The 14464-nt window shown below is 70.3% G+C and carries 10 protein-coding genes; 6 read left to right on the top strand and 4 right to left on the bottom strand.

The window, feature by feature from the left end; translation table 11 throughout:
* Nucleotides 1–104 precede the first annotated feature (104 nt).
* Nucleotides 105–902, top strand: coding sequence for a calcium-binding protein (locus LDL49_RS06380; RefSeq protein WP_225289983.1), 798 nt, complete (start codon nucleotides 105–107; stop codon nucleotides 900–902).
* 86 nt (nucleotides 903–988) lie between these two features.
* Here LDL49_RS06380 and LDL49_RS06375 read toward each other — a convergent pair whose 3' ends face one another.
* The 4 genes from LDL49_RS06375 to LDL49_RS06360 all read right to left on the bottom strand — a co-directional run bounded on the left by LDL49_RS06375 (nucleotide 989) and on the right by LDL49_RS06360 (nucleotide 6605).
* Nucleotides 989–2602, bottom strand: coding sequence for an AbfB domain-containing protein (locus LDL49_RS06375; RefSeq protein WP_225289982.1), 1614 nt, complete (start codon nucleotides 2600–2602; stop codon nucleotides 989–991).
* A 68-nt stretch (nucleotides 2603–2670) separates the two neighbouring features.
* Nucleotides 2671–4488, bottom strand: coding sequence for an RNA polymerase sigma factor (locus LDL49_RS06370; protein WP_225289981.1), 1818 nt, complete (start codon nucleotides 4486–4488; stop codon nucleotides 2671–2673).
* 201 nt (nucleotides 4489–4689) lie between these two features.
* Nucleotides 4690–5349 carry a response regulator gene (locus LDL49_RS06365; protein ID WP_225289980.1) on the bottom strand — a complete coding sequence of 220 codons (660 nt, stop codon included), beginning with the start codon at nucleotides 5347–5349 and terminating at the stop codon, nucleotides 4690–4692.
* On the bottom strand, nucleotides 5346–6605 hold the full coding sequence (locus LDL49_RS06360) for a sensor histidine kinase (RefSeq protein WP_225289979.1): 1260 nt from the start codon (nucleotides 6603–6605) through the stop codon (nucleotides 5346–5348). The genes LDL49_RS06365 and LDL49_RS06360 overlap by 4 nt, the downstream gene beginning before the upstream one ends.
* Before the next feature lie 184 nt (nucleotides 6606–6789).
* Between LDL49_RS06360 and LDL49_RS06355 the strand changes: the two genes are divergently transcribed.
* The 5 genes from LDL49_RS06355 to LDL49_RS06330 all read left to right on the top strand — a co-directional run bounded on the left by LDL49_RS06355 (nucleotide 6790) and on the right by LDL49_RS06330 (nucleotide 14456).
* A complete protein-coding gene (locus LDL49_RS06355; RefSeq protein WP_225289978.1) occupies nucleotides 6790–7497 on the top strand; it encodes a hypothetical protein in 708 nt (235 codons plus the stop codon).
* Nucleotides 7498–7635: 138 nt separating this feature from the next.
* Nucleotides 7636–8661, top strand: a complete 1026-nt coding sequence (locus LDL49_RS06350; protein WP_225289977.1) for a permease — start codon at nucleotides 7636–7638, stop codon at nucleotides 8659–8661.
* The gene (locus LDL49_RS06345; RefSeq protein ID WP_225289976.1) at nucleotides 8658–9362 is read left to right on the top strand and encodes a TIGR03943 family putative permease subunit; all 705 of its coding nucleotides are present in this window, start codon (nucleotides 8658–8660) and stop codon (nucleotides 9360–9362) included. The genes LDL49_RS06350 and LDL49_RS06345 overlap by 4 nt, the downstream gene beginning before the upstream one ends.
* A gap of 248 nt (nucleotides 9363–9610) precedes the next feature.
* Nucleotides 9611–12952 carry a S8 family serine peptidase gene (locus LDL49_RS58240; RefSeq protein ID WP_308016084.1) on the top strand — a complete coding sequence of 1114 codons (3342 nt, stop codon included), beginning with the start codon at nucleotides 9611–9613 and terminating at the stop codon, nucleotides 12950–12952.
* 205 nt (nucleotides 12953–13157) lie between these two features.
* A complete protein-coding gene (locus LDL49_RS06330) occupies nucleotides 13158–14456 on the top strand; it encodes an extracellular catalytic domain type 1 short-chain-length polyhydroxyalkanoate depolymerase (RefSeq protein ID WP_308016083.1) in 1299 nt (432 codons plus the stop codon).
* Nucleotides 14457–14464: the final 8 nt, after the last annotated feature.

The raw sequence follows: 14464 nt of genomic DNA, 5'->3' as shown, positions 1-14464 counted from the left end.
GAATGGTCCGCGCCATAGAGAATATGTGCCTTTTTACCTGTCCCGACACGGTACGCGTTCCCTTTAATTGCGGCACATCCCCTTCAGAGAGGTGTGCACCACACATGAGAAAGATTCTGTCCATCCTGGCGTTGGCCGCGACCATGGCCGGTGTCCAAGCGGTCTTCGCCTTACCGTCCCGCGCGGACACCCTGGCGAGCCTCTTCACCGGCAATCTCATCGTGTCGGCGGCCCAGGGCAAGGTGAACAACATCACCATCTCCACCGACGCCTTCGGCAACGTACTGGTCAGTGACACCGGGGACGTCATGCGCGCCGATGGAGGCGACTGCACCCGGGTCACCGCCAACCAGGTGCGGTGCCAGGGCGTCACCGTCGTCCGGGTCTTCGCCGGCGACCTGGACGACACCATCACCAACAACTCCGCGGTCAGCACGCAACTGTTCGGCGAAGCGGGCCGAGACACCTTCAGGGGTGGCAGTGGCTCCGATGGCATCACCGGTGGCACGGGCGACGACACCGCGTTCGGCAACGGCGGTGACGACTTCTTCCAGGCCGACGGCATCGACGGCAAGGACAGCTTCTCCGGTGGCGCGGGCTCGGACCTGGCGGCGTACAACAACCGGGGTGCCGCCCAGACCATCACGCTCGACGGGGTGGCCAACGACGGCACAGCCGGCGAGAACGACAACCTGGGCAGCGACGTGGAGCGAGTCTTCAGCGGCGCGGGCTCCGACCACATCACTGGAAACGCCGCGGCCAACGAGATCCGGGGCGGCAACGGCGACGACGTCATCAACACCGTCGACGGGATCGGCGGCAACGACACCATCAGCGCCGACGGCGGCACCGACACGTGCGACTCCGACAGAGGCGACACCGAGCTCAACTGCGAGATCTGACAAGAGGTGCCCGGGCGGCGGCGCGCTCACGCCGCCGCCCGGACTGCCTCGGGTCAGGCGTTCGGGCTGAAGGAGCCGTCGCCAGGTCAGGCGATCGGCTTGAAGGAGCTGTCGCCGCGGAACAGCGTCGTGTCCTCGGCCTTGTCCAGGCGGAGGGCGTCGTCGCGGTGGCGGACGAACCGACCGGGGTAGTTGACCGACTCCAGCCGCACCGACCCCTCCACCGTGCCCTGGCGGGCGTGGAAGGTCGCGTCGCGTTTGAACAGCGCGGTGCCGTCGTTGGCGTCGAACCGGACCAGGAAGTTCTTGTGCCGCAGGTATCGGCCCTCGGCGTCGACGAAGGAGTATCCCTTGGCGTCGGACAGGCCGGGCACGACGCGCAGCGCGAGCGCGCTCGCCCCGATGCGGCCCACGGCGCCCGCGGCCTGGATGTACGCCTTCGGGCGATTGACCGACTGGAAGGCCCGCGAGACGCCCGTCGGCAGCAGCCCGCCTCCGCCCGCGGCCGTGGCCCTGGTGAAGGTCAGCGTGCCGAAGCCGAGGTTGTCGTACTTGCTGCCGCCGTAGTCCCCGCCTCCCCCTTCGGGGGCGAGCCGCTTGCCGTACGCCTCGATGTGGGGCACCGGCAGGCCGCGGCGGACCCCGTAGTGGTTGTAGAGCACCGCCCAGACCGGGTCGTTCATGCCGCGCCCCGCCGCGCTGACCTCCGTCTGCTCACGGGGTGCGCAGTTCTGTCCGGTCCCCCACTTGTACGTGGTGAACGGCACGCTCTCGCCGATGTTGTACTTGGCGACATACTGGGCGCCCTTCATGAACCGGTCGTCGGCGTAGCCGTACAGGTCGATGCCCTGGTTCCAGGCCATCTCGCACAGCACGCCCATCAACCCGATGCCCAGGCTGGCGTGGCCCTGGTCACGGCCGCTCTCCTGCCACTGGCCGAGGCCGCCGGGGTGGAGGAACGGCACCGCGTTCATGATGGCGCCGTTGCCCTTGCCGTGCTTGAAGTACTCCACGGCCTGGCCGACCTTGGCCTGGTCGTCGCAGAGGATGCCGATGGCCATGATGGAGGCCATGGCGCACAGGTCCCAGTTCGCCCAGTAATTGGTGATGCAGGCGTCGTTGTGCCCCCGCAGGAACCGGTCGTTCAGCGGGTAGAAGACGGTGAGCATCATCTTCTTGAAGCGGTCGAGGTCGAAACCGGGGTAGCCGCGCATGATCTCGCCGACGTTGGCCAGTTGCCAGCCCTGGATGCCGGCCGCGAGGAAGCGGTCGGCGTTGCCCGTCACCGCTTTCAGCGCGGCCGACCAGGCGTTGAGGATGTCGCGGGCGGCGTCGCCATGGGCTTTGTCGCCGCTGATCTTCCAGCGCAGCGCGTTCTGGTAGGCGGCGGCCACGTCGATGGCGAGCTGCACGTGGTTCGCCCCCGTGCCACCTCTGACGACCGTCTCCACCGGGCGAGCCTTCCAGGTGCTCCTGGAGCGGCTGTTGGCCACCAGCTTGTCCCAGCCCGCCTTCCAGGGTTGGGCTCCGGCGTTCACCTGGGCCCGCATCCGGTCGAAGTCCGCCTGCGTGTGCAGCATGCCGGGGTGCTTGAGCGGCGCGGCCGAGGCGCCGGCGGGCAGGGCGGGGAGTACGGCGGCGCCCGCGCCGACGGTCACGGCCGCCTTCAGCAGGCTCCGGCGGGAGGGCTGCGTGGTCATGGAAGTCCTTTCCCAGGGGTCACTCTTGTCACAGGAGACGGAACCGCCTGTCCGGGATAACAGAAATTTCAGGATGAGACGCGGCTGCGCTGGGGCACCATCGCGGGGTCGGCGGGCCGCGCCCTGGTGACGTACTGCGGGACCGGGGCGCGGTCGTCACCGGTGTCGCGGGTCAGGCCGTAGCGGACGATTCCCCTGGCGGGATCGAGCCCGGTGGAGATGTCCCGCCAGACCTCGCTCCAGGTCCGGGGCGCCACGTTGAGGTCGATGTCCGTGCCGCTCTCGTTGTTGTGGATGGTGACCCGGCCGTCCAGGTAGTAGAACTCGTTCTGCCACATCTGCTGCTGACCGGGGGGCAGCCGGACGAAGCCGGTCTCGCGAGCGCCCATCCAGGTGACGCCCGGCGCCTGCTCGTCGTCCATCCGCCGCCCACCGCCGGACGCGACGTGGAACAGCCTGCCCTTCAGCCCGGTCCAGGTGGCGGCCCGGAAGTCACCGATCCGGTTGCGGTAGAGGATGCCCCAGCGGACCTCGACGTAGCCCTTGCCGGTGATGGTGATGTAGTCGCCCCGGTGCGTTATCTGGGGGGCGCCGCCATACCTCGAGTAGCCGTGTTTCCCGCCGATGGCCAGCGTGCCCGCGGCGCGCCGGGGCAGCGGGGCGGGACGCCGAGCCTTGGGCGGCGCCTGGTCCACCGTGTCGACGGTGCGCCCGTACAGGCCCGCCGGACGGCTCCGCGTCGGCGTCGGTGTCGGTGTCGGGGTCGGCTTCAGCTTCGGCTTTCGTGAAGGGCGCGGGGAGGAGGCGGGCACGGAGGTGGCGATCACCGGCGCGGCCCGCCCGCGCGGCGGCTCAGGTTGGAGGTTGTGGACGATCACCGCGCCACCGGCGATCAGCGCGGCGCCGGCCGCGGCGATCGCGACGGGCTTGGCCGCCAGCGAGGAACCCACCGCGCCGGCCGCCACCTTCCCCTTCGCCACCAGACCGCCCTTGGCCACCAGGCCGCCCTTCGCCGCCAGACCACCCTTCGCCGCCAGACCGCCCTTGGCCACCAGGCCGCCCTTCAGCGCTGGTACGGCTGCCGTCCGCGCCATCTCCAGCAGGCCCGCCGCGAACCCCGCCGGGACGGCCACCAGGCCCAGCCCCGCCAGCAGCCGGTCGGCCGGAACCAGGTCTGACAGACGATCCGCGCAGGTCCGGCACTCGCGTACGTGCCGCGACAGCCGCTTGCGCCACAGGGGTGACGGCGTGCCCGTCCAGCCGTCGGCCACGTACGCCAGCCCGGGGCAGCGGGGACGGGCCGAGAGCGCCCGCACCACCGCGCGGGCCGACTCCAGCCGCCGTTTGACCCGCTGCACGCGGACGGCCGCGTGTCGCTCGTTCAGGTCCAGGCCGGCGGCCAGCTCCGCCCGGGTGAGCTCGTTCGCGGCCTCCAGCCACCACAGCGCGAGCACCTCGCGGTCGTCGGTGTCGAGCCAGCGGCCGGCCTCCACCGTCTCCTTGCGCTGACCGGACAGGCCGAGCCGGGTGACGGTGAGTCCGGCGAAGTCGGCACTGGCGTCCGCCAGGCCCAGCGCCTCGTCGAGGGCGGCGGTGTTGGTGTTGTTGGCGGCGGTGGCCCGCCACCACTCCCGCACCTGGTTCAAGGTGATGGCGACCAGCCAGGATCGAAAGCTCCCGGGGTCGCGCAGCCCGGACACCCCGGCCACGACCCTGGCCATGGTCTCCTGCACGACGTCGTCCACGTCCGGGTGGCCGTTCATGGCGCGGCCGGCGATGTTGTACACGAGCTGCAGATGACTCCTCACCAGCTCGTCGACCGCTCCGTGATCGCCCGCCCCGGCCGCCAGCACCGTTTCGACCTCGTACGTCGAGCGCGCGTACATCCATCACCCCGATCCGGAGCTCCGATGCTCCGACCAGGAGACGGGAACATCACCACTGAGATAACACAAAACACCATTTTGTCGCTTATATGCCTGTCGGTGGGGTGGTGCGCACGATGAGGTCGTGGACATGCGACGAGGTGAGTGGTGGCTTGGGTGTCGCCGGGCAGCGCTGTCGTGCTCGGACAGGAGCGTCGTGGGTCAGTCGCCGGCGCGGATGAGGCCGTGCTCGTAGGCGTACACGACGGCCTGGACGCGGTCGCGGAGGGCGAGTTTGGTGAGCATCCGGGCGACGTGGGTCTTGACAGTGGCTTCGCTGACGTACAGACGGGCCGCGATCTCGGCGTTGGACAGGCCGCGCGCGACCAGGTGCAGGACCTCGAGCTCGCGTGCGGTCAAGCTGGCGACCTGCGGTGGCGGCGGGAGTGGTGCGGGGGTGCGGGCGAACTCCTCGATCACCCGCCGGGTGACGGCCGGGTCGAGCAACCCCGCGCCGGAGGCGACGACGCGGATGGCGTGGACGAGGTCTTCCGGGGGCGCGTTCTTGAGCAGGAAGCCACTCGCCCCCGCCCGAAGCGCCTCGTAGACGTATGAGTCGATGTCGAAGGTGGTCAGGACGATGACGCGGGTCGGCGGCGGGGTATCGGCGAAGAGGCGTTGGGTGGCCTGGATGCCATCCAGCCTGGGCATGCGGATGTCCATGAGTGTCACGTCCGGGCGGAGCCTGCGTGCCGCGGTCACCGCCCCGGGCCCGTCACCGGCCTCGCCCACCACCTGGATGTCGGGCTCCGCCGAGATGATCAGGCGCAGCCCGGCGCGGATCATCTGCTGGTCGTCGGCCAGAAGCACGCGGATCGTCATGAGCCCTGCCCAGGCTGACCGGACTGACCGGACTGACCGGGGTTACCGGACTGACCGGTCAGTCGGAGGACGGCTGTGACACGGTAGCCGCAGCCCGGCTGCGGACCGGCCTCCAGTGTCCCGTCGTAGAGCGCGACCCGTTCGCGCATCCCGACAAGTCCGTGGCCGCCCCAAGGCGTCGGCCCGTCCGCCGGTGGTGACCTGCCGTCCGTCCGTGCTGACCTGCCGTCAGCTCGTGGTGACCTGCCGTCCGCCTGCGGTGGCCTGCCGTCGTCGAGGACGTCGAGGCGTAGCGTCTTGTCGCTGTAGTGGATCACGCAGTCGATCCGGGTGGCGTCGGCATGCTTGCCCACGTTGGTGATCGCCTCCTGCAGGATCCGGTACGCCGACAGGTCGATGCTGGGCGGCAGCGGTAAGGGAGTGCCCTCAACCCGCAGCTCGGCCCTCAGGCCGCCCGCCCGGAGCGGTTCGAGCAGGTCACCGACGTCGGCCAGCCGTGGCAGGGAGGTGTGCGGCACGGGTGCGTCCGGTTCGCGGAGCAGGGCGAGGAGCCGGTGCATCTCGGTCAGCGCTTGACGCCCGGTCTGCTCGGCCACCAGGAGCGCCTCCCGCTCGGCCTGCTGTTCGGGCCGCAGGAGTCGGCGGATCCCGCCGACGTGCAGCGCCATCGCCGCCATGCTGTTGGCCACCACGTCGTGCAGCTCGCGGGCGATCCGGGCGCGCTCCTGGTTGACCGCGGCCGCTGCCTGCCAGTCGGCTTCGCGCTTGATCTGCGCGGCCCGCTGTTCGGACAGCTCGGCGCGGATCTGTCTGATGCTCACCGCGTGGCCGGCCAGCCACACACCGGCCACGAACACACCCGCGTAGAGCAGGTCGGCGGGCGAGGGTCCCTTCTCGATCAGCACCGCCACCGCGACCAGGCCCAGTGACACGGGCAGGACCGCCATGGGGTGCCGCGCGTGGAAGGCCGCCGAGAAGACCGCGATGACCAGGGCGAACAGCGTCGAGAAACCGCTGTTGGAGTCGACGCCGAGCGCGGCCTGGACGATCTGGCCGCCGAACACGATCACCAGCACCGCCGTCGGGGCCCGTCTGCGCCATGCCAGTGCCAGGCCCGTCACCAGCACGGTGGCGGCCACCGCCGGCCGGGAACCGCCCACGACGGCGCCGGACCACACCTCCGCCTGGGCGAGGCCGGCGATGCCCAGCGCCAGGAGCACGTCGCGCCGGTGCGGCGATGCGGTAAGCCTGACCATGGGTTGACGATAAGCCTGCGGGGAGCTGCGGCGAGTCAGCCTGGGGGACGACGTTTTCAGGTGCGGCCGTCATCCCGTGGGCGGACCCGGATGGAGCCGTACTACCGACGACAGCGGTGGCGTCCCGGCAGGACATTGAGGCGTCGGCCGCCATCAAGGCGGTCGCGGCCACGGGAGGGACATCATGTCCGCTTTCTCCGACGCCCGGCGTCTCCGCCGCATCGCGGCGGGGCTCAGCCTGATCGGGTTCGGCACGCTGCTGGTAGCCCAGGACCCACTCGACCCGACCGGCGGAACCGGTTTCTACGGCGCCGCGGTCGGCCGACCGGGACTGATGACCGCCTCGGCGCTGACGCTGCTGGCATCGGCGGTGCTCACCGTGCCCGCGATCGGCGGCATCGTCCACCAGGCTCGCGACCGCGGCTCGCTGCTCGCCCACCTGGGAGGACTGTGCACCCTGCTCGGCGCGCTGGGACACATGGGACTCGCCACGGTGTACCTCGTCATGCGGTCACTGGCCGGCGGCGATCCGGCACAGATGCGGGCCTTCGAGGACAGGCTCAACGCCGACCCGGCGCTCGTGATCTTCTTCGTCCTGCTGACCAGCTTCGGCATCGGCATAGCGCTGCTGGCCTGGGCGGCCTGGCGAGCCGGGCTGATCGGCTGGTGGGCCCCGGCGCTGATCACCGCCGTCGTGATCGTACACAACGTGTTGCCCGATGACCCGCCGGCCGCGGTGGAGCTCGCCGCGCTCGGCGCGATCGCGGTGGTGTTCGGCCGGCTGGGCGTACGCACGCTCAGGCTGTCCGACACCGACTGGGACGTCACCGCCACGCCCGCACCACGACCGGCCGCGACGGCCCCCACCGTCACCCGAGCGTCCGAAGCCTGAGCGCCTTGGGCGAAGGAGGGCTCCCCGGGACGGTGACAACCGGGCACCCTTGGTTTTCGGCTTCCAGCAGAGACACCGCAGAACCCGCTAATCTGCTGCCCGCGTGTCATCAGAACCAAGCGCTGGGCAGGGAGGGCGATGACACAGGGAACCCCGCTGGATTGGCCAGGGGCGGAAGATCATCTCCCGCCGGACTCGTGGGGGCGCGGGCCCGCCCGTGAGTCGTGGCTGCCGTGGTCGTTCGTCGGCCTGGTCGCGCTGCTGGTGGCGGGCCGGTTCCTGCTGGCGCCCCACCTGACGGCTCCGGCGCTGCAGACATGGGCCACCATCTTCGTGGCCGTGTGCGTGCAGGCGCTGCCGTTCCTGGTGTTCGGGGTGGCGTTGTCGGCGGCCATCACCGCGTTCGTGCCCGCCTCGTTCTGGACCAGGGCCCTGCCGCGTCAGACCTACGCGGCGGTGCCGGTGGCCGGGGTGGCGGGCGCGGTGCTGCCCGGGTGCGAATGCGCCTCGGTGCCGGTGGCCTCGGGGCTGATGGCGCGTGGCGTGGCGCCCGCCGCGGCGCTGGCGTTCCTGCTCGCCTCGCCGGCGATCAATCCGGTCGTCCTGGTGGCCACCGCGGTGGCCTTCCCCGGCGACCCCGCGATGGTGGTCGCGCGGTTCGGCGCCTCGCTGACCGTGGCCGTGCTGGCCGGCTGGATCTGGGCGCGGTTCGGGCGTAGCGAGTGGCTGCCGGTGCCCCGCCGTACCGCGGCGCCCGGACATGGCAAGTGGGGCGCCTTCGTGGACGCAATGTGCCACGACCTGCTGCACACCGGCGGGTTCCTGGTCATCGGCGGGCTGACCGCGGCGACGCTCAACGTGGTGGTCCCCCGTTCGTGGCTCACCTCCGTGGCGGGGATCCCGGTGGTGTCCGTGCTGGTGCTGGCGCTGCTGGCGGTGCTGTTGTCGATCTGCTCCGAGGCCGACGCGTTCGTGGCCGCCTCCCTGACCGCCTTCTCGCCCACGGCCAAGCTCGCCTTCCTGGTGGTGGGGCCGATGGTCGACCTGAAACTGATCGCGTTGCAGGCGGGTACGTTCGGGCGGCCCTTCACCTGGCGCTTCGTACCGCTCACGCTGACGCTGGCGATCGGCGTCAGCTTCGTCACCGGATGGGTGCTGCTGTGAAACGCCAGACGCAGAGCCTGATGCTGCTGATCCTCGGCGGGGCGCTGCTGAACATCTCCGCCTTCTCCAGTACGTACGTCAACTACGTCAAACCGGGCTTCCGGCCCTTACTCGTCGGAGCCGGGGCGGTGCTGGTGATCCTCGCCCTGGCGTCCTTTATCAGGCAGTGGCGCGGGCAGGGCGACGGGCACGACCACGCACACGATCATGGGCCGCGGGTGGCGTGGCTGCTGGCCGTGCCGGTGTTCGCCATCGTGCTGATCGCGCCCCCCGCGCTGGGCTCGTTCGCGGCAGGCGGCGAGGACGACGGGCCCGCGCCGCGCCCGCCCGCTCCCGCGGCCTTCCGGAAGCTCTCCGACGGCGTACCCCAGCTGGCGCTCGGCGAGTTCATCGGGCGCGCCTACGACCCGGCCGGCACGTCGCTCGCGGGCCGGCAGGTCAGGCTGACCGGCTTCGTGGTGCCGTCGAAGAAGAAGAATCTCTGGTACGTCACCAGGATGCAGATCAGCTGCTGCGCCGCCGACGCCCTCGCCTTGAAGGTGGCGGTCCGGGGCGTGCCGGCTCCGAGGGAGAACTCCTGGGTACAGGTCACCGGCTCGTGGATCCCGTGGAAGGGCAAGATCCCCAACGGCTACGTGATCCCTGACATGACCGCCACCGACGTAGTGAAGATCGATCAGCCGGCGGAGCCGTACGAATAGCCAAATTGCCCGCCGGATTATGGCAACTCGGTGGGGTTCTCGGCCGCGTGATCGCTGGTTACACTCCGGTCGGTACCGAGCCGCTCCACGGGGTGAGTCGGTACCGAGCCGCCCCACGGGGCGGCCCAATACAGCTTGTCACCCACCGGGGAGGGTTCAGTGATCTCTCCGGTGTGCCTCGACGCGGGGTGACCTGACGCCTCCTTGGCGCGTGGTGAGTCCATGCAGCCCTCGACGAGGAGGAACTTGTGTTATCCAGTCCCCGTTTATCCCGCGCGCGGCGGCTCGCGTCGGTGGTCATCGGCCTGAGCATGGTGGCGGTGATGAGCCCGGCAGCGGCGCGGGCCACCCCCACGCCCTCTCCCGCGAACGGGAAGTGGCAGGCCACCCCCGTCACCGGCGCCCAGCTCGTCGAGGGCGCCAAGTCCCCAACGGGCAAGCTCGCCAAGAGTGACCAGGCGCTGTTGCGGACCACCTCTCCGGCGCCGATCAACATCATGGTCAAGCTGGACTACGACTCGCTCGCCGCCTATCGGGGCGGGCTTCCCGGCCTCCCGGGCACCAGTCCCGCCGTCACCGGCAAGGCCCTCGACACCAGGAGTGCCGAGGTCAAGAAGTACGGCCAGCACATCGAGAGCGTGGAGAAGGCGTTCCTGGACCAGCTGGCCGGCAAGGTACCGGGGGCCGTGGTGGGCCAGCGGGTCAGGACCGTCTATGGCGGCATCGCGCTCCGGATCCCGGGCAACAAGGCGGCCGAGGTGTTGAAGCTGCCCGGCGCCGTCGCCGTACAGGAGGACAAGCCGCAGCAGCTCCTCACCGACTCCAGCCCGGAGTTCATCGGCGCCAACACCATCTACAACCAGCTCGGCGGCAGCAACTCCTCGGGCAAGGGCGTGATCGTGGGCGTGCTGGACTCCGGCGCCTGGCCCGAGCACCCCCAGTTCGCCGCCCCGACCGGCCTGCCCGCCCCGGGGCCGACCAAGGACGGCACGCCCCGGGTCTGCGACTTCGGCGACAACCCGCTGACCCCGGCCAACGACCCCTTCACCTGCAACAACAAGCTGATCGGCGGGCAGCCGTTCCTGGAGACCTACAACGCGGTCTTCGGCGGCGAGGTCTACCCCGACAGCGCCCGTGACTCCAACGGGCACGGCACCCACACCGCCACCACCTCGGCCGGCGGCCCGGTGGCCGACGCGAACCCGCTGGGGATCAGCCGCGGCCCGATCCACGGCATAGCGCCCGCCGCCGAGGTCTCGGTCTACAAGGTGTGCGGCGCGGAGGGCTGCTTCCCGTCCGACTCGGCGCAGGCGGTGGCACGTGCCATCCTGGACGGCGTCCGGGTCATCAACTTCTCGATCTCCGGTGGCTCCGACCCTTACAGCGACCCGGTCGAGCTGGCCTTCCTCGACGCGTACGCGGCGGGCGTGCTGGTCTCGGCGTCGGCGGGCAACTCGGGTCCCGGCGCCAACACCACCGACCACCGCAGCCCTTGGGTGACCACGGTGGCCGCGTCCACGCAGACCAGAACGTTCCAGTCCACGATCACGCTGTCCGGCGGTGGCGCGACGGCGACGATCAAGGGCGCGTCCGTCACCTCGGGGATCGCCTCGCCGCTGCCGGTGGTGCTGGCATCCGCTCCGCCGTACTCCAACGCGCTGTGTGACACCCCGGCGCCGGCCGGGATCTTCACCGGGAAGATCGTCGCCTGCGAGCGCGGCCCGAACCGGGTGCTGAAGAGCTTCAACGTCAAGCAGGGCGGCGCTGCGGGGATGATCCTCTACAACGCCTTCCCGTTCGACGTCTTCACCGACGCCCACTGGGTCCCGTCGGTGCACGTCAACAAGCCCGAGACCGACGTCCTCATGAGCTTCCTGTCCGCGCATCCGGGCGCGACGGCCTCGTTCACCCAGGGCGTCAAGGCCAGCTGGCAGGGCGACGTGATGACCTACTTCTCCTCGCGCGGCCCCGGCGGGGACTTCCTCAAGCCGGACGTCACCGGCCCCGGCCTGCACATCCTGGCGGGCATGACCCCGACCCCCGAATCACCGCTCGAAGGGCCGCCCGGCAACCTCTACCAGGTCATCCAGGGCACGTCCATGTCGGCGCCGCACGTGACCGGCTCGGCCGCGCTCGTGTTCGCCCTGCACCCGACCTGGACACCGGGACAGGTGAAGTCGGCTCTGGAGACCACGGCCAAGACCGCGGTCACCAAGCAGGACCGCGTCACCCCCGCGGACCCGTTCGACATGGGCGGCGGGCGCATCGACCTGACCAAGGCCGGTGACCCCGGACTGACCCTGGACGAGAGCGCGGCCAACTTCATCGCCTCGGCCACCGACCCGCTCAACCGGATCGACCTCAATCTCCCCTCGGTGAACGCGCCGACCATGCCCGGCCTCATCACCGCCAAGCGCACGGTCACGAACGCCACCAGCAAGTCGCTCACCTTCACCGCCTCGGCCACGACCGTCAGCGGCGCGAACATCACGGTGCTGCCGGCGCGCTTCACCGTCGCACCGGGCAAGAGCACGAAGCTGACGGTGGTCATCACCGCGCCGGATCTGCCCGACGGGCAGTACTTCGGCCAGGTGAACCTCAAGCAGGTCGACGGCTCACGGGCGCTGCACCTGCCGGTGGCCTTCTTCCGCCAGGAAGGCATCGTGCCGGTCGACCAGACCTGCGCGCCGGCCACCATTCCCCGGAACACCGGTGAGTCCACCTGCACGGTCACCGTGCGGAACAACAGCCTGTCCAGCACGGAGGTGACCGCGCTGAGCACGCTCGACGCGCGCCTGCGGCTGAACAGCGTGACCGGGGCCACCAAGATCGGCACCCAGATCGCGACGGCCAAGGCGACACTGGCCGCCCGGCAGCCCGACAAGCCGACGATCGCGCCGGGTGCCGGGCCGGCCGGATATCTTCCGCTGGACGCCTTCGGCATCACCCCGACGCCGATCGGGGACGAGCAGGCGCTGAACTTCACGGTGCCCGCCTTCACCTTCGCCGGTAAGACGTACACCAGGATCGGCGTGGTCTCCAACGGCTACAGCGTCGCCGGCGGCACCAACGGCGCCGACGACATCGCCGCCCTCCCGCAGACACTGCCCGACCCGGCGCGGCCGAACGCCGTGCTCGCCTCCTACTGGACCGACCTCGACGGCACCGGCGCCCCCGGCGTCTTCGCCGGGACGCTGACCGACGGGGTCAACCGCTGGCTGGTGCTGGAATGGCGGGTCCACACCTTCGGCACGAACAACCTCAAGGTGTTCCAGCAGTGGATCGGGCTCAACGGCGTGGAGGACATCAGCTACGCCTACGACCCGGCCAACCTGCCGGGCGACGCCCCCGCGGGCGCGGGACTGACCGTGGGCGCGGAGAACGACGAGGGTACGGCGGGCGACCAGATCTCCGGGCCGCCCACCCAGGACCTCGTGGTCACGAGCACACCCGGCGCGCCGGGCGGCGTCCTGACCTATTCGATGAAGATCAAGGGAGTCAGCCCGGGGGTCGGCAACGTGACGACGGCCACCTCGACCCCGCAGGTCAAGGGAGTCACCGTCGAAGTGGACAAGATCACCGTCCAGTGATCCGGTAGCGCCGCGGGCGGCTCGCCCGCCCGCGGCGTCACCCTCCGGTCCGAAAGTTTCAAGCGTCCCGGCCCCATAGATAGACGCATCGCAGGTCACTTGCCCGCCCTAACAGGCGAGCAACATGGAGCCTTGTCTCTCGAAATGTTTTTGAGAATACTCCGAATATTTCGGAACGCATCGAGAGAGGGGCAGCGGGATGAGGATGACGACCAGAGTTCTCGGCGCCTTGATCGCCGCCGCGATGTTCGTCATCGCGTGGCTGACCATGGCCCCGCCGGCCTCGCCGGCCTCGCTCACCGAGGTGACCAACTTCGGCACCAACCCCAGCGGCCTGCGTATGCACCTGTACGTCCCGAACAACGTCGCGGCCCGCCCGGCGATCCTGGTGGCCGTGCACTACTGCACGGGCTCCGGCCCCGCCTTCTACTCCGGCACCGAGTTCGCCTCGCTGGCGGACCGGTACGGATTCATCGTCATCTACCCCTCCGCCACCAGGAGCGGATCCTGCTTCGACGTCTCCTCGCCACAGGCGCTCAAGCACGACGGCGGCAGCGACCCCGTGGGGATCGTGTCCATGGTCAAGTACGTGGAGCAGCACAACAACGGCGACGCCTCCCGGGTCTACGTGACCGGCGCGTCCTCGGGCGGCATGATGACGAACGTGCTGCTGGGCGACTACCCCGACGTCTTCAAGGCCGGGGCGGCGTTCATGGGAGTGCCGTTCGGCTGCTTCGCCACGACCGACGGCTCCAGCTGGAACAGCGCCTGCGCCAACGGCACCATCATCAAGACCCCGCAGCAGTGGGGCGACCTCGTACGCGGTGCCTTCCCCGGCTACACCGGGGCGCGTCCGCGCATGCAGCTGTGGCACGGCACCGAGGACGCCACGCTCCGCTACCCGAACTTCCAGGAAGAGATCAAGCAGTGGACCGACGTCCACGGCCTCAGCCAGACTCCCACGTTCACCGACCACCCGCAGGCGTCCTGGACGCGCACCCGCTACGGCGGCACCGGCACCACCGTCGCCGTCGAGGGTGTCAGCATCCAAGGGGTCGGGCACAGCCTTCCGCAGGGCGGCATGGCCGCCGCGGTCATCCAGTTCTTCGGCCTGGACGGCGGACCCACCGGCCCCTCGCCGACCCCCACCCCGACGCCCACGCCCACGCCGACGCCGACGCCGGGCGGACCGTGCGCCGTCACCTACACCATGAACAGCTGGAACACCGGATTCACCGCATCCGTCACCATCACCAACACCAGCGCGTCCCCGATCAACACCTGGTCCCTGGTCTTCACCCTGCCCGGCGGCCAGACGGTCACCTCCGCCTGGAGCGCCACCGTCTCCCCCTCCAGCGGCCAGGTCACGGCCAGGAACGTCAGCTACAACGCCACCATCGCGCCCGGCGCCGCCACCAACTTCGGCTTCCAGGCCACCCACACCGGTAACACCGGCGAACCCACCTCCTTCACCCTGGGCGGCACGACCTGCGCCATCACCTGACCACCCAC

Origin of the sequence: Nonomuraea aurantiaca (assembly GCF_020215705.1) — a bacterium.
In the GTDB taxonomy this organism is placed as follows: domain Bacteria; phylum Actinomycetota; class Actinomycetes; order Streptosporangiales; family Streptosporangiaceae; genus Nonomuraea; species Nonomuraea aurantiaca.
Note: the sequence above shows the minus strand (reverse complement) of the source record. Positions and strands in the feature narration are given on the sequence as shown.